The 22526-nt window shown below is 56.4% G+C and carries 25 protein-coding genes; 16 read left to right on the forward strand and 9 right to left on the reverse strand.

Annotated features, from left to right (window positions below; genetic code table 11):
• Positions 1 to 96 precede the first annotated feature (96 nt).
• The 3 genes from B3729_RS15200 to ptsP all read left to right on the forward strand — a co-directional run bounded on the left by B3729_RS15200 (position 97) and on the right by ptsP (position 4935).
• Complete coding sequence (locus tag B3729_RS15200; protein ID WP_286788292.1) at positions 97 to 1611, forward strand: MFS transporter; 1515 nt, start codon at positions 97 to 99, stop codon at positions 1609 to 1611.
• Between the two features lie 276 nt (positions 1612 to 1887).
• The gene (locus B3729_RS15205; RefSeq protein ID WP_010796984.1) at positions 1888 to 2361 is read left to right on the forward strand and encodes an RNA pyrophosphohydrolase; all 474 of its coding nucleotides are present in this window, start codon (positions 1888 to 1890) and stop codon (positions 2359 to 2361) included.
• Positions 2362 to 2655: 294 nt separating this feature from the next.
• Positions 2656 to 4935 carry a phosphoenolpyruvate--protein phosphotransferase gene (gene ptsP, locus B3729_RS15210; RefSeq protein WP_074823217.1) on the forward strand — a complete coding sequence of 760 codons (2280 nt, stop codon included), beginning with the start codon at positions 2656 to 2658 and terminating at the stop codon, positions 4933 to 4935.
• A 12-nt stretch (positions 4936 to 4947) separates the two neighbouring features.
• Here the strand turns inward: ptsP and B3729_RS15215 are convergent, their stop codons facing one another.
• Positions 4948 to 5694, reverse strand: a complete 747-nt coding sequence (locus B3729_RS15215; RefSeq protein WP_150348062.1) for an NRDE family protein — start codon at positions 5692 to 5694, stop codon at positions 4948 to 4950.
• Positions 5695 to 5788: 94 nt separating this feature from the next.
• Between B3729_RS15215 and B3729_RS15220 the strand changes: the two genes are divergently transcribed.
• The 3 genes from B3729_RS15220 to B3729_RS15230 all read left to right on the forward strand — a co-directional run bounded on the left by B3729_RS15220 (position 5789) and on the right by B3729_RS15230 (position 7859).
• On the forward strand, positions 5789 to 6571 hold the full coding sequence (locus B3729_RS15220; protein WP_074823211.1) for a sulfite exporter TauE/SafE family protein: 783 nt from the start codon (positions 5789 to 5791) through the stop codon (positions 6569 to 6571).
• A 24-nt stretch (positions 6572 to 6595) separates the two neighbouring features.
• Positions 6596 to 7408 (forward strand): prolipoprotein diacylglyceryl transferase, encoded by an 813-nt coding sequence (lgt, locus tag B3729_RS15225; RefSeq protein ID WP_286788293.1) that lies wholly within the window; start codon positions 6596 to 6598, stop codon positions 7406 to 7408.
• Positions 7409 to 7496: 88 nt separating this feature from the next.
• On the forward strand, positions 7497 to 7859 hold the full coding sequence (locus B3729_RS15230; protein ID WP_074823208.1) for a multidrug transporter: 363 nt from the start codon (positions 7497 to 7499) through the stop codon (positions 7857 to 7859).
• Between the two features lie 84 nt (positions 7860 to 7943).
• On the opposite strand, the gene B3729_RS15235 is transcribed toward B3729_RS15230, so the two are convergent.
• From B3729_RS15235 to B3729_RS15260, 6 genes are all read right to left on the reverse strand, one after another.
• A complete protein-coding gene (locus B3729_RS15235; RefSeq protein ID WP_010796990.1) occupies positions 7944 to 8195 on the reverse strand; it encodes a YfhL family 4Fe-4S dicluster ferredoxin in 252 nt (83 codons plus the stop codon).
• 116 nt (positions 8196 to 8311) lie between these two features.
• Positions 8312 to 8797 carry a pantetheine-phosphate adenylyltransferase gene (coaD, locus tag B3729_RS15240; protein ID WP_010796991.1) on the reverse strand — a complete coding sequence of 162 codons (486 nt, stop codon included), beginning with the start codon at positions 8795 to 8797 and terminating at the stop codon, positions 8312 to 8314.
• Positions 8798 to 9009: 212 nt separating this feature from the next.
• Positions 9010 to 10035: a hydrolase gene (locus tag B3729_RS15245; protein ID WP_286788294.1), complete on the reverse strand. Its 1026-nt coding sequence runs from the start codon at positions 10033 to 10035 to the stop codon at positions 9010 to 9012.
• A gap of 10 nt (positions 10036 to 10045) precedes the next feature.
• Positions 10046 to 10618, reverse strand: a complete 573-nt coding sequence (rsmD, locus tag B3729_RS15250) for a 16S rRNA (guanine(966)-N(2))-methyltransferase RsmD (protein ID WP_286788295.1) — start codon at positions 10616 to 10618, stop codon at positions 10046 to 10048.
• A gap of 2 nt (positions 10619 to 10620) precedes the next feature.
• Complete coding sequence (locus B3729_RS15255) at positions 10621 to 12078, reverse strand: M16 family metallopeptidase (RefSeq protein WP_286788296.1); 1458 nt, start codon at positions 12076 to 12078, stop codon at positions 10621 to 10623.
• The gene (locus tag B3729_RS15260) at positions 12075 to 13442 is read right to left on the reverse strand and encodes a M16 family metallopeptidase (protein WP_010796995.1); all 1368 of its coding nucleotides are present in this window, start codon (positions 13440 to 13442) and stop codon (positions 12075 to 12077) included. The genes B3729_RS15255 and B3729_RS15260 overlap by 4 nt, the downstream gene beginning before the upstream one ends.
• A gap of 152 nt (positions 13443 to 13594) precedes the next feature.
• Here B3729_RS15260 and ftsY point away from each other — a divergent pair, with 152 nt between their 5' ends.
• The 8 genes from ftsY (at position 13595) to B3729_RS15300 (ending at position 19591) form a co-directional block, all read left to right on the forward strand.
• Positions 13595 to 15091, forward strand: a complete 1497-nt coding sequence (ftsY, locus tag B3729_RS15265) for a signal recognition particle-docking protein FtsY (RefSeq protein WP_286788297.1) — start codon at positions 13595 to 13597, stop codon at positions 15089 to 15091.
• Positions 15088 to 15759 carry a cell division ATP-binding protein FtsE gene (gene ftsE / locus B3729_RS15270; protein ID WP_010796997.1) on the forward strand — a complete coding sequence of 224 codons (672 nt, stop codon included), beginning with the start codon at positions 15088 to 15090 and terminating at the stop codon, positions 15757 to 15759. The genes ftsY and ftsE overlap by 4 nt, the downstream gene beginning before the upstream one ends.
• Entirely contained in the window at positions 15756 to 16766 is a 1011-nt protein-coding gene (gene ftsX, locus B3729_RS15275) for a permease-like cell division protein FtsX (RefSeq protein ID WP_010796998.1), read from the forward strand. Before ftsE ends, ftsX begins: the two co-directional genes overlap by 4 nt.
• Positions 16767 to 16955: 189 nt before the next feature.
• Positions 16956 to 17810 carry an RNA polymerase sigma factor RpoH gene (gene rpoH / locus B3729_RS15280; RefSeq protein WP_010796999.1) on the forward strand — a complete coding sequence of 285 codons (855 nt, stop codon included), beginning with the start codon at positions 16956 to 16958 and terminating at the stop codon, positions 17808 to 17810.
• A 113-nt stretch (positions 17811 to 17923) separates the two neighbouring features.
• Positions 17924 to 18220: a hypothetical protein gene (locus tag B3729_RS15285; protein WP_139208711.1), complete on the forward strand. Its 297-nt coding sequence runs from the start codon at positions 17924 to 17926 to the stop codon at positions 18218 to 18220.
• Between the two features lie 38 nt (positions 18221 to 18258).
• Positions 18259 to 18516, forward strand: coding sequence for a hypothetical protein (locus tag B3729_RS15290; RefSeq protein WP_019363965.1), 258 nt, complete (start codon positions 18259 to 18261; stop codon positions 18514 to 18516).
• The gene (locus B3729_RS15295) at positions 18513 to 19070 is read left to right on the forward strand and encodes a lipocalin family protein (protein WP_150348056.1); all 558 of its coding nucleotides are present in this window, start codon (positions 18513 to 18515) and stop codon (positions 19068 to 19070) included. The genes B3729_RS15290 and B3729_RS15295 overlap by 4 nt, the downstream gene beginning before the upstream one ends.
• Positions 19071 to 19081: 11 nt before the next feature.
• Complete coding sequence (locus B3729_RS15300) at positions 19082 to 19591, forward strand: YbhB/YbcL family Raf kinase inhibitor-like protein (protein ID WP_073449575.1); 510 nt, start codon at positions 19082 to 19084, stop codon at positions 19589 to 19591.
• Between the two features lie 47 nt (positions 19592 to 19638).
• On the opposite strand, the gene B3729_RS15305 is transcribed toward B3729_RS15300, so the two are convergent.
• Both B3729_RS15305 and B3729_RS15310 read right to left on the reverse strand, forming a co-directional pair.
• The gene (locus B3729_RS15305; RefSeq protein WP_286788298.1) at positions 19639 to 20463 is read right to left on the reverse strand and encodes an isochorismatase family protein; all 825 of its coding nucleotides are present in this window, start codon (positions 20461 to 20463) and stop codon (positions 19639 to 19641) included.
• Between the two features lie 67 nt (positions 20464 to 20530).
• Positions 20531 to 20956, reverse strand: a complete 426-nt coding sequence (locus tag B3729_RS15310) for a hypothetical protein (protein WP_010797005.1) — start codon at positions 20954 to 20956, stop codon at positions 20531 to 20533.
• Between the two features lie 102 nt (positions 20957 to 21058).
• Between B3729_RS15310 and pip the strand changes: the two genes are divergently transcribed.
• Both pip and dtd read left to right on the forward strand, forming a co-directional pair.
• Positions 21059 to 22024, forward strand: a complete 966-nt coding sequence (gene pip, locus B3729_RS15315; RefSeq protein WP_286788299.1) for a prolyl aminopeptidase — start codon at positions 21059 to 21061, stop codon at positions 22022 to 22024.
• Entirely contained in the window at positions 22021 to 22458 is a 438-nt protein-coding gene (dtd, locus tag B3729_RS15320) for a D-aminoacyl-tRNA deacylase (protein WP_010797007.1), read from the forward strand. The genes pip and dtd overlap by 4 nt, the downstream gene beginning before the upstream one ends.
• The last annotated feature ends 68 nt before the right edge of the window (positions 22459 to 22526 follow it).

Consider the following 22526-nt stretch of genomic DNA (forward strand, 5'->3'; position numbering starts at 1 on the left):
GGGCGTCTGGTCGGGAACCAAGCGCCCGGGCCGTGTTCGATGAAAGGCTGGCCACGTTTACTGGCCAGCTGATACCAGTCATCGAACCGAGTCGGAATGTCTTCACCTACGTTTCCACATCACCGTGGCCTGCTGATGCTCAGCATCACGCTGATGGTCACCGTCTATTTTCTCGACAGCCTCTCCATCGCGCTGGCCAACCGCTATGTATCCGGCGGCCTGGGTGCTGATCAGCGCAGCTATGTGTATGCCACGGCAGCCTATAGCGTCGCGGTCATCGTCTTCACGGCGCCTCACCAGTGGTTTGTGCAGCATCTGGGGTATCGGCACCTGATGATGGCGGCGACAGTTGTCCATACCATAGGTCAGCTGCTCTGCCTGGCCGGCGACCACCTGTGGGTCTTTGCCACGGGCAGAGTCTTCATGGGGGCGGCCGCCGCGACCTTTTTTGCCGGTGCGCGGGTGCTGGTGCTCATGTTCTTCCCGGGGCCGCAAACCCCCACAGGCATACGAGCCTTTGCCAGCGGCGTGCCGCTTGGCGCGGCGATGGCTTCTTTTTGTACGGCGCAACTGCTGGCGCATGAGGAGTGGCGCGGTATCTTTGCCGTGCCGCTGGTAGTCTGTCTGGTCATGGCCGTGTGCATCTGGATGGCCATTCCCTCGCGCGTCATACCCGAAAAGTTGTCGGCCAGACCAGCACTGCTGCCCACGGCTATCCTGCTGGTTGGAAGCATCATTGTCGAAACCACTATCCAGCGGATGAGTTTTGATTTCTATAGCGATACCTGGGAGCTGCTCGGACTCTTTCTGCTGGGTATCTGCCTCATGGCCGTCTTCATCTATTGTGAGCGGCAGCGGGAGCGGCCAACCCTCGACTTTCGTAACGCCATCAATCCGGCCTTTCTGCTCGGCATGCTGTTCATGATGCTGAACTACTTCATGCTTGGTGCCTACAACTACGTCATTCCCCAATATGTCCTGAACGCCCTGCAGGTACCGATCTACACTGCTGGAACGGTCATGGCTATCGGCTGGCTGTGTGGGATAGTGCCGCTCATGGCCATTACCTCTGGCACGCTCAAGCGGTATTTCCCGTGGGGTGGCTTCAAGAAGTTTCTGGTGCTCGGCTATTCGCTGCTGGCCGGCTATGGCTTCTGGATGTCCAGCCAGAATGGCGAGGTGCCGCTTGTGCAGCAGCTTCAGCCTGCGCTCATGATGCATGGTGTGTTCCTGATCTCGACCTTTGCCGTGATCATCATGTACACCTTCATGACTATTCCTCCGCGTTATTTCAGCCAGGCATATCAGGTCAAGAACATGACGCAGCAGATCGTCATGCCGCTGGGAATCGTCATGGCCAACGTCTTTCTGCAATGGCGCGATGCGTTCCACGCCAATGTCCTGCGCAGTCACATCACCTCATTCAATCCACTCTATCAGCAGTATAGGGAACAGCTGAACGAGGCGATGGGGCATGCCTCCATGAGCCAGATGGCCTCGCTGGTCAATCGTCAGGCTGCGATCCTGGGCTTCCTGGACTATTTCTACCTGATCGGCTGGGTAGGCGTGATTCTGGCTATCTACATGCTTCTGCAGCGGCACTTTCGCTGATAGGAGTGGGAAACGGGTCATGCTTTACCCGTCAGAATCCATTGATTGCTTGGCTATGTAAGCTTTTGTTCAGCAAGGGCTGAGGATACTGCTCGCGGATTTTCAGGCGCTCCGGCGGGATTACCCCAATGTAATGTCCATATGGACAAGCAGGCAGGAGTGGCACTTGCCAGCGTATTGCCACAGACGGCAAAAATACAGGCAGGGAGCTGCGTTGCCGCTCCAACAAGCTTTATGGAACAATGCAAGTCTATTGACTTTCCAGGGGTGTCAGCCGTGATCGATTCTGATGGTTTTCGCCCGAATGTCGGCATCATCCTCGCGAATGACGCTGGCCAAGTGCTGTGGGCTCGGCGCATCAACCAGGACGCCTGGCAGTTTCCACAGGGAGGTATCGATGATCGTGAAACGCCGGAAGAAGCGCTTTATCGCGAATTGAACGAAGAAGTGGGTCTGAGTCCGGATGATGTCCGGATTTTGGCCTGTACGCGGGGTTGGTTGCGTTATCGCTTGCCCCAACGCATGGTGCGTACGCATAGTAGGCCCCTGTGCATCGGTCAAAAGCAGAAATGGTTTCTGCTCCGGCTGATGTCTGAGGATCAGAGGGTACGCATGGATGTAACAGGCAAGCCGGAGTTCGACGGTTGGCGCTGGGTCAGCTACTGGTACCCATTAGGGCAGGTGGTGACGTTCAAGCGGGAAGTGTATCGTCGAGCCCTCAAGGAGTTGGCCCCGCGCCTGCTCGCCTGATCGATATGTTAAGCCTGTACCATACGTGTACGTATGGAAGACGGAAGAGGCACCGTTTACATTGCCTCACCGGCCCGCCCGGTTATGCCGGGCCTGCCGTGGACGGAGGAAATGCTGTGGCCATGCTGGATGAACGATTTGTGACGTTGAGTGGCAATACGCTGTCAGATAGGCGTTGCTGTCCACCTTCATCGATCGTGGCTATCAGGTCGGTGACCGGAACTCAATTTGCTCGCGCCTCGAAATCCTTTACCAGGATGTCGTCCAACGTCACCAGAGCCCAGGGCTTCTAGCATGCTGAATACGCTGCGTAAGGTCGTTCAAGAAGTAAACGGCGCCAAGGATCTCAAGACAGCGTTATCGATCATCGTTCAGCGCGTTCGGGCGGCCATGGGCACTCAGGTGTGCTCGGTCTATCTGCTGGACCCTGAAACCAATCGATTTGTTCTCATGTCGACAGAGGGCCTGAACAAGCGCTCCATCGGGCGTGTCAGCATGGCGCCCAATGAAGGCCTGGTCGGCCTGGTCGGCACGCGCGAAGAGCCGCTCAACCTTGAGGATGCCTCCAGTCATCCGCGTTTTCGCTATTTCGCCGAAACGGGCGAGGAGCGCTATGCCTCTTTCCTGGGGGCGCCAATCATTCACCATCGTCGTGTGATGGGGGTTCTGGTTGTTCAGCAAAAGGAGCGGCGCCAGTTCGACGAAGGTGAAGAAGCCTTCCTTGTGACCATGAGCGCCCAATTGGCCGGCGTTATCGCACATGCTGAAGCCACGGGTACCATTCGTGGGCTCGGACGGCAGGGTAAGGGTATCCAGGAGGCTCGTTTCGTAGGTATTCCCGGTGCTCCCGGTGTTGGTGTGGGTACGGCTGTAGTCGTGCTGCCTCCAGCTGATCTGGAAGTCGTTCCTGACAAGACCGTTACGGACATCGAGGCAGAATTGGCCTTGTTCCAGCACGCGCTGGAGTCTGTACGTGAGGACATGCGCCAGCTGTCAGAGCGTCTTTCGACCCAGCTGCGCAAGGAAGAGCGCGCCCTGTTCGACGTCTATTTGATGATGCTCGACGACGCGGCATTGGGTAACGAGGTTACTCAAATCATCAAGAAAGGGCAGTGGGCACAGGGGGCACTGCGTCAGGTCGTGACCGAGCATGTTCGTCGTTTCGAGATGATGGACGATGCCTATCTGAGCGAACGTGCCGCTGATGTGAAGGACCTTGGCCGTCGATTGCTGGCTTATCTGCAGCAGGCACGGCAACAATGTCTGGTCTATCCCGACCAGACCATCCTGGTCAGTGAAGAGCTGTCACCCGCCATGCTGGGCGAGGTGCCTGAAGGCAAGCTGGCCGGCATGATTTCCGTGCTCGGCTCTGGCAACTCCCACGTTGCCATCCTGGCGCGCGCGATGGGTATTCCCACCGTCATGGGCGCGGTAGACCTGCCTTATTCAAAAGTCGATGGCATTTCGTTGATTGTCGACGGCTATCACGGCGAAGTCTTTACCAACCCATCACCTCAGCTGCTCAAGCAGTACAGCGCTGTGGTCGAGGAGGAGCGTCAGCTGACCCAGGGGCTGGAAGCCCTGCGCAGCCTGCCGTGCGAAACCCTGGATGGCCATCGTATGCCGCTCTGGGTGAACACGGGGCTGCTGGCCGATGTTGCCCGGGCGCAGCAGCGTGGCGCGGAAGGCGTGGGGCTGTATCGGACTGAGGTCCCGTTCATGATCAACGACCGCTTCCCCAGTGAGAAGGAGCAGCTGTCCATCTACCGGGAGCAACTGGCGGCGTTCCATCCCCAGCCAGTCACCATGCGCATGCTGGATATCGGCGGAGATAAATCCCTGTCCTATTTCCCCATCAAGGAAGACAACCCCTTCCTGGGATGGCGCGGGATTCGTGTCACGCTGGACCATCCGGAAATCTTCCTGGTACAGGCGCGAGCCATGCTCAAGGCTAGTGAAGGTCTGGATAACCTGAGAATTATGCTACCCATGATCTCGGGGGTACACGAGCTGGACGAGGCTCAGCATCTCCTGCATCGCGCTTGGTGCGAAGTGCGTGATGAAGGGGTCAATATCCCCATGCCGCCTGTCGGTGTGATGGTAGAGGTGCCTTCGGCGGTCTATCAGGCCCGGGATCTGGCCCGTGAGGTGGACTTTATCTCGGTGGGCTCCAACGATCTGACCCAGTATCTGCTGGCGGTAGATCGTAATAACCCACGCGTGGCTGACCTGTATGACTACTTCCATCCAGCCGTGCTGCAAGCACTCAAGAGCGTGGTGGAGGATGCTCATGCGGAAAACGTTCCGGTGAGTATCTGTGGCGAGATGGCAGGCGATCCGGCCGCAGCGGTATTGCTCATGGCCATGGGATACGACTCCCTTTCCATGAATGCAACCAACCTCCCTAAGGTGAAGTGGTTGCTGCGTCAGATGAGCCTATCCAAGGCAAAGGAGCTCCTGGATCAGCTGCTCAAGATTGACAATCCGCAAGTGGTGCACAGTGCGCTGCATCTGGCCTTGCGTAACCTGGGGCTAGGGCGCGTCATCAACCCGGCTTCCACCGTCCAGAGCTGACAGCACGCCGGACTACAGCGTCCGGCGGCTTTCTCCAAGCGACTTGCCGTAGGCTCCAAAGCGACGTTCCGTAATGACGGTCTGTCCGTCTACCTGTTGCCGCAGCACAGTGCTGGCCCGTGTGCCGTAGTGTTCGCTGGAGATGAAAACGCTGGACAAGAGCATTTCCAGTTCATGGCTGATGCCGGTATGCGGAAGCGTTACGGGATCAGGTCGCCAGGTGTCGGCCAATAGTGCAAATAAAGCCTCGTCCGAAGGGGTTTCCAGGGCCTGTTCGAGACTTGCTCTGGCTCTGAGCAACTTGGGCCATGGCGTGTTCAAATCGGCATTGGATACGCCGTAAACGCCAGGCGGCAGTCGATGCGGTTTTCGGCTGCGAGCATTCAAATGCCATAACGACTGGCGATCGCCTAGAAGCAGGTTGAACCCTGTGTATTCATCGCTACGTTGAGCCACTTCATGTACATACTCTTCGGCCGAGATATCACGTTCCAGAAAGCGTACAGGCAGTTCGCCCCGTGAGCGGTCGGATACCGGCTGACCAGGATCCCTGATATTGGTCACGGTGGCAAAGCGACCATCCCTTCCTACCGCGAGCCAGGTCCCACCTGCGGTCAGGTCTCTTCCTCCAATAATGTCTGGTTGATCGTCCCATGTATCCAACGGAGCGCTGGGGCGTGCATAGAACTCGTCACGGTTGGCGGCCAGGATAAGTGACTCGTTATCTTCAGGGCGCCACGCAAAGACAATCAGACACATCAGTTGGGCTCCGTAAGGCCTTGATCATTGAGGGTTCGCTCGTTTGCGTTGGCCGATTGGGCTACCATTGCCGTTTTGTTCGGCAGGATTCGATATGGAATTCGTGCTCTATCTGATTCTTGGCGCATGTGCAGGTGTTCTGGCGGGTCTGTTCGGCGTCGGGGGCGGATTGATCATCGTACCGGTTCTGGTGTTCAGCTTCACTGCCCATGGAATGGATACCGATGTGCTGACGCATCTGGCCGTCGGTACTTCACTGGCAACAATCGTCTTTACGTCAATCAATTCCATTCTGGCGCATCATCGCCAGAGAGCGGTCCAGTGGCCACTCGTGGTGTGGATGACGGTTGGCATCATCCTGGGCAGCTTTGTCGGCGGGGTTACGGCATCTTATATTCAGGGGCCAATTCTGCAGAAAATAATCGGTACCTTTGCCATCCTCGTGTCGCTACAGATGGTGCTTGACCTTCGTCCCAAAAGCAGCAGACCGGTACCGGGCAAGCCGGTTCTAACGCTCGCCGGTGTGGTCATTGGCTGGGCGTCTGCCATTTTCGGCATCGGAGGCGGCTCGCTGACTGTGCCTTTCCTGACCTGGCGAGGCGTCAGTATGCAAAGGGCGGTGGCAACCTCATCTGCGTGTGGGTTGCCGATCGCGCTCTCCGGAGCCCTTTCGTTCATGGTGGTGGGCTGGAGTGAGCCTGGCTTGCCTGAGTGGAGTCTGGGATATGTCTACCTGCCGGCCCTGGTAGGTATTGCGCTGACCAGCATGTTCTTTGCCCGTTTTGGTGCGCGTTTGGCGCACACGCTTTCTCCACGGCTGCTCAAGCGGCTATTTGCGTTGTTGTTGTTCAGTGTAGGGCTCAGCTTTCTGGTCTGAGAACCCTTTTATCAAGGAGTCGTAATGCTGCCTTATCCACAGATCGACCCGGTAGCGGTCGCGATCGGTCCACTCAAGATTCATTGGTACGGTCTGATGTACCTCATTGGTATTGGCGGGGCTTGGCTGCTGGCCTCACGTCGCTTGAACCGATTCGATCCCACCTGGAACAAAGACAAACTTTCGGATCTGGTCTTCTGGGTGGCGTGCGGCGTCATCATCGGGGGACGGTTGGGGTATGTCCTTTTCTATAACCTGGATGAGTACCTTGCCAATCCCACGCTGATCTTTGAGGTCTGGAAGGGCGGCATGGCCTTTCATGGCGGCCTGCTGGGCGTAATTCTGGCGGTGTGGTGGTTTGGTCGCCGCAACAACAAGAGCTTTTTCGAGCTGATGGATTTCATCGCCCCGCTGGTTCCAATCGGCCTGGGCGCCGGGCGGATTGGTAACTTCATCAATGCCGAACTGTGGGGCAAGCCGAGCGATGTGCCGTGGGCAATGATTTTTCCGCCCTTCAGCGATCCGGCCCAGTTGCCGCGCCATCCTTCCCAGCTCTATCAGTTTGCGCTGGAAGGAGTCGCCTTGTTCGTTATTCTCTGGTTCTTCTCACGCAAGCCACGTCCAACAATGGCGGTATCAGGGCTTTTCGTCCTGTGTTACGGCATTTTCCGTTTCCTCGTGGAATTCGTCCGCATGCCGGATGCGCAGCTGGGTTATCTGGCCTGGGGCTGGCTCACGATGGGACAGGTCTTGTGCGTACCGATGATTCTGGGTGGGGCCTTCCTGATGGTTCTGGCCTATCGGCATAAGGGAAAGACCAGAACTCTGACGGAATGACCTGATCTTCAGGTGAAAGGTCACTGACAAGTCGAGAGGTGGTGCTTATAGTTAATGGTTAATCGCCTCTCACTTAAAGGACAGAAGTATGAGCCCGTTCCGCGCATTGGCCACCACGTTGGCCTTCTCCATGGCTTTATGGAGTGCTGCCGCACCGGCACTAGCCGATTCGGGTTATGAGACGGAAACCGTTAACAATGTCAGTGGCGATCCGAACTACCAAGCTAATGCACCAAAAGCCTTTTCGATGATCGGTGATCTGCTGATTGCCCGGCCGCTTTTGATTGCTGCCACTGTTATTGGCGCGGGTGCCTTTGTGGTCAGTCTGCCCTTTACCGCTGCAGGCGGTAATGTAGGCGAGGCGGGCAGGGCCTTGGTCGTTGAGCCGGGTAAGGCTGCTTTTGTTCGTTGCCTGGGCTGTACCCGCACAGGATATGGCCAGTCGGACTGAATCCCATAAAAAAGCCGGTCAATTGACCGGCTTTTTTATGGCGCCTGTAAATACCTGATAGTGTCGCGCTGCCAATAGCCTGGATCAGGCCTGACCGCTGATTTTCAGATACTTTTCGTGCAGTTTTTCCTTGCTCTCGACGTTTTCCGGGTCGAGCGGGATGCAATCCACCGGGCAAACCTGCTGACACTGCGGCTCGTCGTAATGGCCTACACACTCGGTACAGAGGTTCGGGTCGATCACATAAATCTCTTCGCCCTGAGAGATGGCACCATTAGGGCACTCAGGCTCACATACATCGCAATTGATGCAGTCTTCAGTAATCTTGAGGGACATGAATTGCTCCCGCCGCTCACGGATGACGGCGATACAGAAAAGGTAAACGCGAATTGTGCCTTATCGGCGCGCGTGGTGCACGTCTGCGCCGATATATGTGCCCTAACGGCAAAATTTCAAGGGGCTGGCTTGAAACGTTCGGCCAGCGCTTCCTTGACAAGCGGGTGCACGAACTTGGTGACGTCGCCACCCAGTGCTGCAATTTCACGTACCAGCGTCGAAGAGATGTAGGAGTAATTTTCCGACGGAGTAAGAAACATGCTTTCTGCGTCAGGCGCCAGCACACGGTTCATGTTGGCCAACTGAAACTCGAATTCGAAATCCGAAACAGCACGCAATCCTCGCAGGAGGATCGTGGCTTTCTGCTCCTTGACGAGATTGGCCAGCAGGCAAGAAAAGCCAATGACCTCGACATTAGGCAGGTGTGCCGTAACCGCTCGAGCCAACTCTACCCGCCTTTCCAGCGGAAACAGCGGATTTTTCTTCGGACTGGCTGCTACGGCGACGACGACATGCTCAAACAAACGTGAGGCGCGTTCGACGAGATCACCATGACCCCTGGTGATCGGGTCGAAGGTTCCCGGGTACAGCACTCGATTCATCGCGGCGTCCTTACGGTCCGTGGGGGCTTGGATGGTAGCTCAGCCAGATCAGATGTCCAAGTCGAAAGGTGGATAAGTGGCCTGGTATTCATCAAAGGTGAGCTTTAAGCGTTGAGGAGTGTAGAAAAAATTGTCGAAAAACGCAGCCTTCTCGGGTTGCCTGTTTTCATCTGACGCGGATAGCGTTCGCTGATCGGCTATAGCCGCCACGTCTATGTCAGTCTCTCCTGCTGCCACAAGAGCCACTGCGGTATGCGGCGCTCCAGGTAGTAATCAGGGTTTCGCCATGTACCTGCGACAAAGCCTACATGCCCTCCATGAGCATGGCGCTCGAAGCATATCGTATTAGATAGCTCTCCTGGGGTTGGTAGGCTTTCGCGTCCAATGAAAGGATCATCTTCCGCTTGAATCATGAGGGTCGGTATTCGGACGTCTTTCAGGTAATAACGGCTTGATGCCTGCCGGTAGTAATCGTGAGCATCCTTGAATCCGTGGAGCGGGGCGGTGATACGCCCGTCAAAATCCCAAAAGCTCTTCATGTCCTCCAGGTTACCCAAGGCATCCAGCGAGGCTACATGGTCGTGTTGCTGGCGCTGCTGCAAAGCCTCTCGCTTGCGCTTTACATAGCTCACCAGTTCTCGCATGAAGTGCGCCTGATACACGCGGGAAAATCCAATGGCGATACGGTCTGCGCAAAGGTCGAGCCGGAAAGGAACCGACACGGAGGCAGCCGCCTGGAGTGGGCAATTCAAGCCTGCTTCGCCCAGGTACTTGAGCAGCACGTTACCGCCAAGCGAGTAGCCAACAGCATAGAGCGGTGCCAAAGGGCGCTTGGCCTGAAGGTGGGCGATAACAGCGGCAAGGTCTTCGGTGACGCCTGAGTGGTAGCCCCGCGGTAACAGGTTCGGCTCGCCTGAGCACCCTCGCCAGTTCAATCCAACGCTGGCCCAGCCATGCTCGGCAAGTGCCAGTTGCAAACCCAGAATATAGTGTGACGAAGAGCTGCCTGTCAGTCCGTGGATAGCCAGTACCAGCGGCGCATAAGGATCTTCCGGTCCGTACCAGTCAAGGTCGAGAAAGTCACCGTCGTCCAGCCAGATACGCTCGCGTGGGCGCGTCATCAGGGGAAGACGACGCCAGAGTGATCCCCATAAAGTCTGCAAGTGAGGACCTGGCAGCCACCAAGCGGGCCGGAAAGCATCTGCCTGAGCTGATAGGTCCTCCACGATAGGGTGCATGGGCATCCCGTTACGCGGTTCGATGCCAGAGCGCGTAATGCACGCTTCCCGCCTTCTTTTCCCTGTACAGGTGCCAGTTGGCGGGCATGGGAAGCGATGAGGGCTGACTTTCGCTTTCAGTGTAAATCCATGCATCCCTAGCCAGCCAGCCTTGCTCCTCGAGCAGTTGGCAGGCGGGCTCCAGCAGACCTTTCTGGAAGGGCGGGTCAAGGAACACTACGTCAAAAGGCGTGGCCTCATTGTGCTGAAGGTAGTGCAGGGCATCGTTCTGTACGACCTGGACATTGGTGCATCCGAGTGACGCCAGATGACCGCGCAGCGAGCCTACCGCTGCGGGATTCAAGTCCAGTCCCAGCGCCTGACTGGCACCCCGGGACAGCGCTTCAAGCAATAGCGCACCACTGCCCAGGAACGGATCCAGTACCCGTGCGCCGGGTACATGGGGCATCAGCCAGTTGAACAGCGTCTCGCGAACCCGGTCAGGCGTAGGTCTGAGCCCTGGTGCTTCTGGAAAGCTGAAGCGTCGGCTGCGCCAGTCGCCTCCAATGATACGCAGCTGGCTGCTACCTTTACTCTGCGCCATGCTCAATGCTCCGGTACGCTGGGAGGCGGTGTATTGCCGCGCTCAACCGGCGCTGGCAAGGGTTGCTGAGCAACGGTTGGGCCTGCCGTCACGATGACAAAGCCATCAGGATTCAAATGCCGGGCCATGGCTTCGCGCACCTGATCCGTAGTCACGGCTTGCGTCTGCTTCATAAAGGTGTCCAGAAAGTCGAGTGGCAGGTCGTAGAAGCCAATCATGCCGAGCTGGGCGACGATCGCACTGTTACTGGCGGTCGAGAGCGGGAAGCTGCCTGATATTTCACGCTTGGCATCATCCAGCTCCTTCTGTGTCGGCCCTTCCTTGAGGTATTGGCGGACGATGTTCTGCACAAGCCCCAATGTGTTCTGGCTCATCTCGGCTCGGGTTTGCAGGCCGATCGTGAAGGGCCCCGCGACCTGCATCGGCGTAAAGCCGGAATAAACACCATAGGTCAATCCACGCTTTTCGCGGACTTCTGTCATCAGGCGAGTGCCGAACCCGCCCCCACCCAGGATCTGGTTACCCAGATATAGCGCGGCGTAGTCAGGGTCCCGGCGGTCAATTCCCTGCTCGGCCAGCATAAGGTGCGTCTGTTGCGAGGGAAACTCGATATGCGTAACGCCCGGTTTAGGTGGTTGCGGCTTGGCTACCGACGGCAGGGCAGGGCCCTTGGGTAGAGCGCGGGATACCTTGGCGGCAATGGCTTCGGCCTGGGGGCGGGTCAGATTACCTGTTAGCGCGATGACGACATTGCCTGCTGTATACGCACGCTGATGAAAGGCGCGTAACTGAGCAGGTGTGATCGACCTCAGTGATTCAGCCGTACCCATGCTGGGGTGCGCATAGGGGTGACTGCCGTAGAGCTGTTTCATCAGCGCATCACCCGCTTGAGCACCGGGGTCCTGTTTCTTGTATTCGATGCTGGTCAACAATTGATTGCGAATACGCTCCAGCGGGGCGGCAGGAAACGTAGGATGACCTACCACCTTGGTGAAGAGATCGAGCGCCGGGTCACTTTTAGTCGGGTCGGACAAGGTACGCAGCCCGGCAACGGCCATGTCGCGATAGGCACCGTTTGAGAAATTGGCACCCAGATTTTCGAAGCCGATGGCTATCGCGGTGGTGTCCATGCCGGCAATGCCTTCGTTGAGCATGCCATTGGTCATCGTGGCGATGCCTGGTGTGTTGCCGTCCTGGCTGCTACCGGCTGCAAATGTCAGGCGGAGGTCATACATGGGCAGCTCATTGGCTTCCACAAACATAACGCGCGCGCCTTCTGGAGTTCTCCAGCTTTGGATATCGAGCTTGCGGGCAACCGGAGCTGTCTTGCTCAGCGCCTGCAGTGATTCCAATTTGGGATGAGCCGCTGCACTGTCTGCCACAGGAGAAGTGTTCTGGCAGCCGCCAAGCAGCGTCAGGCTGAGCAAGGTGCCCCATGCATAAGGAAAGCGGACGGTCATGGGCGAGCCTCCTGCTGTGTCTGGGTCTCGGGAATCACGTGGGCAACTGTCAGGCGATCGCGAGTGAAGTAAGTGCGTGCAACACGCTGTAGATCAGCCGGAGTGACAGATTGCAAATCTGCAAGCTCGTTATCCATCTCGTGCCAGGACACGCCGATGCTTTCCAATTGACCAATATTGCTGGCCTGGGCTGTAATTGAGTCGCGCTCATAGACAAGGCTGGCGATCACCTGCGCTCTGACGCGCTCAAGTTCGGCAGTGCTCGGTGGCGTTTGCTTGAGCGCATCCAGTTGCGCCCAAAGGCCGGCTTCGACATCTGCCAGGGTCTTGCCCTTTTGCAGGTTGGGCATGGCGCTGAGCATGAACAGACTGTCGCCGCGAGTGTAGGACTCGTATGAGGCCGAGGCGCCGGTAACCAGCTCCTGCTCACGCTCCAGTTGAGTGGAGAGACGGGCGCTGTAGCCACCATCGAGCAGCGCTGAGATCAGGCGCAAGGCATGCACATCCCGTTGATTCTCTGCACTGGCAAAACCGGGCACGTTGAATCCCATCATGAGGCTGGGGATTTGCGTACGAACGGGAAGGATCAGACGGCGCTCACCTGGTGCCTGGAGTTCAAGCGGGCGCTTGGCAGGTGGCAGGTCCCGCTTGGGAATCTGGCCAAAGTACTGTTGAGCCATCTGTCTTACGTCTTCTCCGGTCACATCGCCCACTACAACCAGGGTCGCATTGTTGGGCGCGTACCAGGATTGATACCAGTGCCGCAGATCGTCGATGTTCATGCGTTTAAGATCAGCAGGCCAGCCAATGGTTGGCGTGCGGTAGCCACTGGCCGGGTAGGCCGCCGCGCTGAAACGCTCGTAGGCCAGTGCCATTGGCTGATCGTCAGTGCGCAGGCGACGCTCCTCCTTGATGACTTCTATCTCGCGGCTGAATTCATCGGCAGGTAGGCGTAAGGTGGCCATGCGATCGGCTTCGAGCTCAAGCGCCACAGGCAAACGATCCTTGGCCATCACCTGGTAATAGGCCGTGTAATCGTCCGTGGTGAAGGCATTCTCGGTTGCTCCGAGATCACGCAGAACCAGGGAGGCCTCTCCAGGACCCATCTTGCTGCTGCCCTTGAACATCATGTGTTCCAAGGCATGGGAAAGGCCGGTCGATCCGGGCGTCTCGTAGCTTGAGCCGATCTTGTACCAGAGTTGTGAAACCACGACAGGAGCACGATGATCTTCCCGAACAACGACTTTCAAACCATTGTCGAGTGTGTATTCGTGCGTGGGTTGGGTCTCGGCGGCCAGGACGGTAAGCGGCGCGCAGAGCAGGCTGAACAGCAGACCAGTAGTACGTCGAGAGAAGACTGTCATCAATCTATGAACTCATTCCAGGGCTTGCCGGTCTTTAGCGCCAGCAAGCGATGAGGTGCTAGGATACGCATCCCTTTTCATGCCGGCCACGCCTGGCAGCACATCTTTATGGATTTGCCACAGCGTGCCCGCCCCTTGAGATAGACCTTTGCATGTTTGGTTCCGACGATAAAAAGTCCCCTCCCGCAGGGGAAAAGAAAGGGTTCTTCAGTTGGTTTCGCAAGAAGCCGCAGGAGACAACCGAGGCTAAGCCAGAAACGGCTGTCGAGCCGGTAGTACACCCGGAGCCGGTCCCCGAGCCGGCTGACGCTATTCCTTCAACCCAGCTACCTCCTGCTGAGGAAACCGAGGCACCCGCACCGGTAGCCGAGCAGGACGAAAGCGTAAAAACCTTTCAGCCGGAGCCGATTCAGGCGCAGCCGGTTGAGCCGCCACGCCAGCCTGAAACGGTGCAGCCTTCTCTGCAAGCGCCTGCAGTTGAGCCAGAGCCTGAGCCTGCTATGCTGGCGCCTGTTGAGCCTGTATTCATTGAGCCCGAGCGGCTGGATGAATCGAGGACGGCTGAGCTCCAACCTGTTGCTGAGCCTGAGCCTGAGCCTGAGCCTGAGCCAGTAGCCGAGCCTGTCGTGTCGATTGCAGAGCCGGAGCCTGAGCCAGAACCAGGAGTAGACGCAGAACCGGAACCGGAGCAGGCACCACAGCCCGCGGCACCGACAAAACTGGGCTTCTTTGCTCGCCTCAAGCAAGGGCTGAGCAAGACCAGCGCCAGCATTGGCGAAGGGATGGCCAGCCTGTTTCTGGGCAAGAAAGCTATCGACGATGATTTGCTCGATGAGCTGGAGACCCGGCTATTGATGGCGGATGTGGGTGTCGAGGCGACGACCACCATCATGAAAAACCTCACCCAGCGGGTAGCGCGTAAACAGCTTGCTGACAGCGAGGCGCTTTATCAGGCATTGCAGGAAGAGTTAACTGGCTTGTTGACGCCTGTTGAGCAACCGTTGGTTATCGATAAGGCTACTCAACCCTTCGTTATTCTGGTTGTTGGCGTGAACGGTGTTGGCAAAACCACGACCATCGGCAAGCTGGCTAAAAAGCTCCAGCTTGAGGGCAAGAAGGTCATGCTGGCCGCTGGCGATACGTTCCGTGCCGCAGCGGTCGAGCAGTTACAGGTCTGGGGGGAGCGTAACCGCATTCCAGTGATTGCACAGCATACCGGCGCTGACTCCGCCTCGGTGATCTATGACGCTGTACAAGCTGCCAAGGCTCGCGGTGTCGATGTTCTGATTGCCGATACGGCCGGTCGTCTGCACACCAAGGACAACCTGATGGAAGAGCTGCGCAAGGTGCGCCGCGTCATTGGCAAGCTGGACGAATCCGCCCCGCATGAGACTTTATTGGTGCTGGATGCAGGTACCGGCCAGAACGCCATGAATCAGGCCAAGCAATTCCATGCTGCCGTTCCGCTCTCCGGCCTTGCGCTGACCAAGCTCGACGGTACTGCCAAGGGTGGCGTCATTTTCGCGCTGGCCAAGCAGATGAGCCTGCCTATCCGTTACATCGGTGTAGGTGAAGGCATTGACGATCTGCGTGAGTTCGAAGCCAAGCCCTTCGTTCGAGCGTTGTTCGCTGAGCGGGAGACGACATGATTCATTTCGATCGGGTCAGTAAACGTTACCCGAACGGGCATATCGGTTTGCATGAGTTATCGTTCCGTGCGGAGCGCGGGGAGATCCTGTTCATTACCGGTCACTCCGGTGCCGGCAAGAGCACCCTGATGCGCCTGATCCTGGCGATGGAGCGACCCACCAGTGGCAAGCTTTCGCTGGCTGGACAGGATATTTCGCGGATCAGCAATGCGCAGATTCCATTCCTGCGTCGTCAGATTGGTGTGGTGTTTCAGAACCACCAGCTCCTGTTCGACCGTACCGTGTTCGACAATGTAGCCTTGCCTCTACAGATCCTGGGGTTGTCCAAGGCCGAGATTGCCAAACGTGTGACCATGGCGCTGGAGCGGGTCAGCCTGAAGGACAAGCTCGAAGACTATCCGTCGGACCTGTCTACCGGCCAGCAACAGCGCGTCGGGATCGCGCGGGCTGTCGTACATCGACCAGCCTTGCTGCTGGCGGATGAGCCAACCGGTAACCTCGATCCGCGGCTTGCCTCCGAAATCATGGGTGTGTTCGAGGACATCAACAGCCTTGGCACCACTGTACTGATTGCCAGCCACGACCATGCCCTGATCGCACGCCTGCGTCATCGTATGCTGACGCTGCAGCGTGGCCGTCTGATCGGGGATGAGGAGAGTCCTACATGAGTGCCAAGGAACTTCCACGCGGCGACGTACAGGGTGAAAAACCGGAAAAGCCCAAACGTCGCAAGACAGCCAAGCCGAAGCAGGATTGGCGCAGCCCGTTACATGCCTATTTCGAAGCGCATCTTATTGGCTTGCGTGACAGTCTGTGGCGGATGGGCCGACAGCCGATCGGAAGCTTTCTGACCTGCCTGGTTATGGGAATTGCCCTTGCGCTGCCGATGGGTGTATCGCTGCTGCTGAACAATGTGGAGCGGCTCGGCGGCTCATGGCAGCGCGCGGCCCAAATTTCTGTCTTTCTTGACCTTAATCTGGACGAAGCTCAAGGCAAGCAATTACAGGAACAGATTGCAGCGCTACCTGATGTCAGTGAGGTGCACTGGATCGGACGTGACGAGGCTCTGCAAGAGCTTCAACAGCAGGCTGGTCTGGGCGAAGCCTTGAAGGAACTGCCAGAAAATCCGTTGCCTTCGGTGATCTCCGTGACGCCGCAGGAGATTGATAAAGGTCGGCTGGACATGCTGCGCAGTCGTCTGGCTGAGCTATCTGGCGTACAGCAGGTACAGCTCGATATGCAATGGGTCGAGCGACTGACCGCCATTCTGAAGCTGGGTGAGCGGTTCGTGTTTGGGCTTACAATCGTTCTGATCGTAGCCCTGCTACTCGTCATCGGGAATACAATTCGTCTGGCCATCGAAAACCGCAGGACCGAAATCGAGGTCATAAAGTTGGTAGGCGGTACTGACGGTTATGTGCGGCGACCTTTCCTGTACATGGGCGCCATGTATGGGATAGGCGCCGGTATTGCAGCCTGGGCACTACTGGCTTTTGGCTTGAACTGGCTTAACGAGGCTGTCATCGAGCTGGCCGGTCTTTACGGCAGCGATTTTGCGCTGGCCAGCGTGTCCATGGATGAAGGCATCCAGTTACTTATTGGTGCAATACTGCTGGGTTACATTGGCGCCTGGCTGGCGGTGGCTCGCCATCTGAGAGAGTTGGCGCCCCGATAAGGGCGCCGATTCATGAATCAAACAACTGTCTCAAATTATGATGTAAAGCTATCGATTTGATTGATAGTGACTATTTAAGTGATTGATTTTAAAGGCTATAGGTTCTTTTTTGGGGAACTGTTAGTCTTGTTTTCTGTCTGATTCTTCAGTGATACACTGCCCTGTGCATAAGTGAATCGGAGGATTCGCATGACCAATTCTCTGCAACCTGTTCCAACATTGGTTCCTGGCGCTAGCCTGGAGGCCTATGTCAACTCTGTGAACAGCATTCCCATGCTGACGCCGGAGCGGGAGCGCGAACTGGCCGAACGCCTCTTCTATAACCAGGATTTAGAGGCGGCACGGCAAATGGTGCTCGCGCACCTGCGTTTTGTCGTACATATTGCCAAAAGTTATTCGGGCTATGGTTTGGCCCAGTCAGATCTGATCCAGGAAGGTAACGTCGGCCTGATGAAGGCTGTAAAGCGTTTCAACCCTGAAATGGGTGTCCGTCTCGTATCGTTTGCCGTCCACTGGATCAAGGCTGAGATACACGAGTTCATCCTGCGTAACTGGCGCATCGTGAAAGTGGCTACTACCAAGGCCCAGCGCAAGTTGTTCTTCAACCTGCGTAGCCAAAAGAAGCGTCTTGCCTGGCTGAACAATGACGAGGTTCAGGCGGTTGCCAGCACGCTGGGCGTCGAGCCGCGTGAAGTACGCGAAATGGAAAGTCGTCTGACGGGCCAGGATATGGCTTTTGATCCGGCTTCCGATGCAGACGACGATACGGCGTTCCAATCGCCCGCGCAGTATCTTGAAGACAATCGCTACGATCCGGCTCGTCAGCTGGAGGAGTCCGACTGGAGCGATAACTCTTCGGCCAATCTGCATGAGGCGTTGGAAGGCCTGGATGAGCGTAGCCGTGACATCCTCTACCAGCGCTGGCTGGCTGAAGACAAGGCTACACTGCACGAGTTGGCTGCCAAGTACAACGTATCGGCTGAGCGTATTCGTCAGCTCGAAAAAAATGCAATGAACAAGCTCAAGGGCAAGATCGCTGCCTAAGGGTTGCTTCAAAAGCGAACCCCGCCTCAAGCGGGGTTTTTTATTGCCCGGAAATACCGAACCCCTTGTATAAGGTTAGGTTCTAAATGCTGCTGAGGGAGATGGGGACTGTTATGAAATCATTCTTACTGATGCTTTTTACATCGGTTCTTCTCGCCGGTTGTGGCAGTCATGACGATTTTGAAGGCAAGTGGAAAAGTCTCAATACAGGTCAGGTCAAGTTACAAATCGCGCCGGAGGAAGTCGCATGGCGTGTGACGGTCACGGGCGATGCGCTTTCCCCGCAAACCTATGGTGCTACCCTGGTCGATGAGGGGCTGCGCGTCGATATGCCGCCTACTTCTGAAGTCTGGACCATAGATGACAACGGGCATTTGAAAGGGCTTGGTCAGGAGTTCATCAGAGAGTGAGGATGGTGTCAGCCCTCCGGTCCAGGTTAGGAGTCAGAATGAAGTTTCGCGTGTTCGCAGTGATGCTGAGCTGCTTGTGGCTGATCAGCTGCAGCAAGATCAATCAGGAAAATTACAATCGGCTCAAGGCTGGCCAAACCAAGGCCGAAGTCGAAGAACTATTGGGCAAGCCTACAGAGTGTTCCGGTGCGTTGGGGTTATCAAGCTGCACATGGGGTGATCAGTCTTCCGCGTTCATCAGCGTGCAGTATGTCAACGACAAGGTTGTCATGTATGCAGGACAGGGGTTGCGATGAAAACATCTACCAAGCTTTTACTACTGGCTGGCGCGGCAGGATTGTTGGTCGCCTGTGCCAGTTCGACCAAGACACCACCGCCTGAAACCGTCGGTTCGCTTGATCTGAAGCGCTATCAGGGGACATGGTATGAGCAGGCGCGCCTGCCCATGTTTTTCCAGCGCAGCTGCGTTCAGTCCGAGGCGCATTACCATCTGCGTGACGATGGGAATGTTGCGGTGCTCAATCGCTGTCTGACGAAGTCTGGCGACTGGGATCAGGCGACCGGTGTTGCCTCGCCAATGAAGCCTGGTGTAACGGACCGACTGGAAGTGCGCTTCGATACTTGGTTCAGCGGCGTATTTCCCAATATAGCCAAGGGCCCTTATTGGGTCTTTTATATTGACCCTGAATACCATAATGCCGTGGTAGGGAGCCCTGATCGCAAGTATCTCTGGTTCCTATCTCGCTCAGCCGAGATCACCCAGCAGCAGCGCGATACCTTCCTTGGCATTGCTAAAGCCAAAGGATTTGATACATCCAGGCTGGTCTGGCGAGGCCAGTCATCCAACTAAAGGGGGCAAGCATGGCCGATTCGGAGTTTCGCCTGTGGACCGATGCGTTCGCTGATAATGGTTTGATGTCAAAGCGCCAGGAATTTGATGTTGAGGCCTTTGGCGTATCGGGTGAAAATATTTCACCTGCGCTCATGTGGGAGAATCCTCCGCCGGGAACCAAGAGTTTCGCCTTGACGGTGTATGATCCCGACGCTCCAACCGGCAGCGGGTTCTGGCACTGGGTTGTGGTGAACATACCTGCCGATGTCACAAACTTGCCGGAAGGCGCAGGCTACGCGGATGGAAGCCTGCTGCCAAAAGGGGCTCTACAGCTGCGCAATGACTATGGGACCGTTGGATTTGGTGGTGCCGCGCCGCCAAAAGGCGATAAAGCGCACCGGTATATCTTTCAAATCCATGCGCTGGCAGTCGAAAGCCTGCCAGTGCCGGCAGAGGCTACCAATGCAGTAGCACGGTTCATGACGCATCTGAACCAGATCGCCTCCGCAACTTATACCGGTCTGTATGAGTTGAAATAAAGCGTATCGGCCATTGCACAAAGCGATGGCCGATCGTTATGTACGTCTTATGACGCGGCGAGTAGGGGCTCAGCCTCTTTGCTGGTTAGGCATCTGACGCCCTTGGTCTTCATTTCTTCAATAAAGCATTCCGCCAGATGTTCGAAGCCGGGTACTGCATGCGAGCAGTCGGTGAGCAGCACGAGGCGGTGAAGATTGGTCTCGCCCAAGTGATCCGCGATATCTCTTACGGTTCCTGCGACGCAGTGAGAGAGGGCTTCGCCGGCGATCAGTACAGTCTGAGCCTGTTCCAGTTGATTCAACAGATGGGTATTGGATCGTGTACCTGGATCGTCAGGATCTGGCACTTCAGCGGCAATAGCGGAGTAATGCTCTGTGTTGGGATTGCTGCCCTTCGGAATGTAATGGACCGTCTTCAAGCGCGTCCTGCCCCATTCATTGAGTGCTTTGAGCAGGGGCGTATAGACATTATGCCCCCAGCTTCCGATCAGGCAATGCTCCGGCCATATGGTCAACTGATATCGCCCACGCTCGGCCAGAGCTTTCACATATTCAAGGCTATAGCTCTGCTTTTCCGACACGCAGGCTGTCCAGCGGCCCTGCTCGATATCATCCACAGAAATAACCGTGAACGGAGGAGGGGAGTGCCCTTTGGCATCCTGCCACCAGGACGGATGCGCTATGTGCAAGGGTTGGTGAGAATCCAGCGTGACATGAATGGCGTCCAGCCTGTGTCCCCACATGTGGATTAAGCTGGCAACCTTTCGGAGATCAGCACTTGCCTCTGGGACAGGAAGCGCAGCATCCGCAATATCACAAAAGTCATTTTGTGGATCGATAATCAGCAGGTGTACAGAGTCGGCTGAAGACATGGAAACGTTCCGATCAGAGAATGAGTGTGTCTCGTACGTGAGTGTACACGTGGGGTATAACAATCATTTACTGCCAATCCGCTCGCGCCAGCTTCCAGTCGTCGCCTTCTTTCCACCACTCCAGCCTTACACTGTAGTGGCGGGCCGCATCAGGCAGAAGGCCTTCAGCCCCTGTCATGCCTACCTCGGCATCCGTATAGCCTTTGTTCTGGTAAGTGGCATCGATCTGACTGTGTTTGCGGAAGGTAACGATATGGATATTGCGATATTTTAGAAACATACCTGCCATGGTTTGGCGGGCCCACGCACGATCGTTCTGTTGCTGGGCCAGAAACTGTGGGTGCAGTTGTTCATATACCGCTCCGGTTTTCTTGGCTTCCAGGCTGGCTTGCAATTGATCAGCTGCCTTGTCGAGTGCTTGCTGAGGATCGCTTTTGCAGCCCACGATAAATAACGGAAGTGAAGAAATGAGCAGACAGGTGGTCAAACGCATCACGAGAATTCCTTTTCCTGGTTAGGTTAGCGCTATGATGGCTATAGCACGGACAAATACGACGATGCTTTATCGCCACTGACAAGCCCGAAGGGGAGTAACATGCACAGCCTCTATCCGGAAATCAAGCCATACGCCCGCCACACACTTGCTGTAGATGATCCTCATGTCCTTTATCTGGACGAAAGCGGTTCACCGGATGGCCTGCCTGTGCTGTTCATTCATGGAGGACCCGGTGCAGGCTGCGACGCGTTGAGCCGGCGGTTCTTTGATCCAGGTCTTTACCGGATTGTCACATTCGATCAGCGTGGGTGCGGGCGCTCAACCCCTTATGCCAGTCTGGAGCGCAATACAACCTGGGACCTGGTTGCTGATATGGAACGTATCCGTGAGCATCTGGGAATTGAAAAATGGGTACTTTTTGGCGGCTCCTGGGGATCGACTCTGGCGCTGGCCTATGCGCAGACGCACCCGGATCGTATACATGCCCTGATCCTTCGAGGCATCTTTCTATGTCGGCCTGAGGACTTCCATTGGTTCTATCAGGATGGGGCGAGCCGTCTGTTCCCCGACTACTGGCAAGACTATCTCGCACCGATTCCTGAACAGGAGCGAGGCAACCTGATGCAGGCCTATTACAAGCGGCTCAGTTGCCCTGATGAAATTGCCCAGATGGGCGCTGCCAGAGCCTGGTCCTGTTGGGAGGGGCGCACGGCGACGCTTCGACCAAATCCTGATGTGGTCGAGCGATTTTCAGAGCACGCATTGTCCATTGCGCGCATAGAGTGCCACTACTTTGTCAACGATGCGTTTCTTGAGCCCAACCAATTGATCAGGGATATGCCCAAGATCGCCCATATTCCCGGTGTCATCGTTCATGGACGATATGACGTGGTCTGTCCGCTGGATAATGCCTGGGCCTTGCACAAGGCCTGGTCTAATAGTGAGCTGCAAATCGTGCGCGACGCTGGTCATGCCGGTGGCGAACCGGGCATCTGTGATGCCTTGGTACGCGCAACCGATGCTATGGCACGACAGTTGCTCGATGTTCCCCCGGAGGCTGAATGAAAGTCCTTATACAGCGCGTCACGCAGGCGCGTGTAGAGGTAGACGGTGAGATAGTCGGTGAGATCAACCAGGGGCTTCTGGCCTTGGTGGGCATAGAGCCGACGGACAATGAAGTAACTTGCGAAAAAATGCTGCACAAGGTTCTTAATTACCGGGTTTTTTCGGACGCGGAAGGGCGAATGAATCGCTCGCTTACGGATGCAGGAGGTGGGTTGCTACTGGTTTCGCAGTTTACGCTGGTGGCGGATACGCAAAGTGGTTTGCGTCCGAGCTTCTCGACCGCAGCGCCACCTGCACAGGGCGCGGCGGTGTTCTCGCATCTGGTAGGACTTGCGCGTTACCGCCATGCCCATGTGGCAACAGGTCGTTTTGGGGCCGATATGCAAGTTTCACTGACCAATGATGGTCCGGTAACATTTTTATTATCTATTTGAGCAACAGACTCTTACAGGTTTTCTGGAAGTGTCTATGATTGCGCAGTTTGGAACGACCGACACGCTTT

Origin of the sequence: Pseudomonas sp. UBA3149, from assembly GCF_002364655.1 — a bacterium.
Taxonomy (GTDB): domain Bacteria; phylum Pseudomonadota; class Gammaproteobacteria; order Pseudomonadales; family Pseudomonadaceae; genus Chryseomonas; species Chryseomonas luteola.

Coding starts and splice junctions, on each gene's coding strand:
- B3729_RS15200 (WP_286788292.1), top strand. CDS start 97: ATGTCTTCACCTACGTTTCCACATCACCGTGGCCTGCTGATGCTCAGC.
- ptsP (WP_074823217.1), top strand. CDS start 2,656: ATGCTGAATACGCTGCGTAAGGTCGTTCAAGAAGTAAACGGCGCCAAG.
- B3729_RS15215 (WP_150348062.1), bottom strand. CDS start 5,694: ATGTGTCTGATTGTCTTTGCGTGGCGCCCTGAAGATAACGAGTCACTT.
- B3729_RS15220 (WP_074823211.1), top strand. CDS start 5,789: ATGGAATTCGTGCTCTATCTGATTCTTGGCGCATGTGCAGGTGTTCTG.
- lgt (WP_286788293.1), top strand. CDS start 6,596: ATGCTGCCTTATCCACAGATCGACCCGGTAGCGGTCGCGATCGGTCCA.
- B3729_RS15230 (WP_074823208.1), top strand. CDS start 7,497: ATGAGCCCGTTCCGCGCATTGGCCACCACGTTGGCCTTCTCCATGGCT.
- B3729_RS15235 (WP_010796990.1), bottom strand. CDS start 8,195: ATGTCCCTCAAGATTACTGAAGACTGCATCAATTGCGATGTATGTGAG.
- coaD (WP_010796991.1), bottom strand. CDS start 8,797: ATGAATCGAGTGCTGTACCCGGGAACCTTCGACCCGATCACCAGGGGT.
- B3729_RS15245 (WP_286788294.1), bottom strand. CDS start 10,035: ATGCACCCTATCGTGGAGGACCTATCAGCTCAGGCAGATGCTTTCCGG.
- rsmD (WP_286788295.1), bottom strand. CDS start 10,618: ATGGCGCAGAGTAAAGGTAGCAGCCAGCTGCGTATCATTGGAGGCGAC.
- B3729_RS15255 (WP_286788296.1), bottom strand. CDS start 12,078: ATGACCGTCCGCTTTCCTTATGCATGGGGCACCTTGCTCAGCCTGACG.
- B3729_RS15260 (WP_010796995.1), bottom strand. CDS start 13,442: ATGACAGTCTTCTCTCGACGTACTACTGGTCTGCTGTTCAGCCTGCTC.
- ftsY (WP_286788297.1), top strand. CDS start 13,595: ATGTTTGGTTCCGACGATAAAAAGTCCCCTCCCGCAGGGGAAAAGAAA.
- ftsE (WP_010796997.1), top strand. CDS start 15,088: ATGATTCATTTCGATCGGGTCAGTAAACGTTACCCGAACGGGCATATC.
- ftsX (WP_010796998.1), top strand. CDS start 15,756: ATGAGTGCCAAGGAACTTCCACGCGGCGACGTACAGGGTGAAAAACCG.
- rpoH (WP_010796999.1), top strand. CDS start 16,956: ATGACCAATTCTCTGCAACCTGTTCCAACATTGGTTCCTGGCGCTAGC.
- B3729_RS15285 (WP_139208711.1), top strand. CDS start 17,924: ATGAAATCATTCTTACTGATGCTTTTTACATCGGTTCTTCTCGCCGGT.
- B3729_RS15290 (WP_019363965.1), top strand. CDS start 18,259: ATGAAGTTTCGCGTGTTCGCAGTGATGCTGAGCTGCTTGTGGCTGATC.
- B3729_RS15295 (WP_150348056.1), top strand. CDS start 18,513: ATGAAAACATCTACCAAGCTTTTACTACTGGCTGGCGCGGCAGGATTG.
- B3729_RS15300 (WP_073449575.1), top strand. CDS start 19,082: ATGGCCGATTCGGAGTTTCGCCTGTGGACCGATGCGTTCGCTGATAAT.
- B3729_RS15305 (WP_286788298.1), bottom strand. CDS start 20,463: ATGTCTTCAGCCGACTCTGTACACCTGCTGATTATCGATCCACAAAAT.
- B3729_RS15310 (WP_010797005.1), bottom strand. CDS start 20,956: ATGCGTTTGACCACCTGTCTGCTCATTTCTTCACTTCCGTTATTTATC.
- pip (WP_286788299.1), top strand. CDS start 21,059: ATGCACAGCCTCTATCCGGAAATCAAGCCATACGCCCGCCACACACTT.
- dtd (WP_010797007.1), top strand. CDS start 22,021: ATGAAAGTCCTTATACAGCGCGTCACGCAGGCGCGTGTAGAGGTAGAC.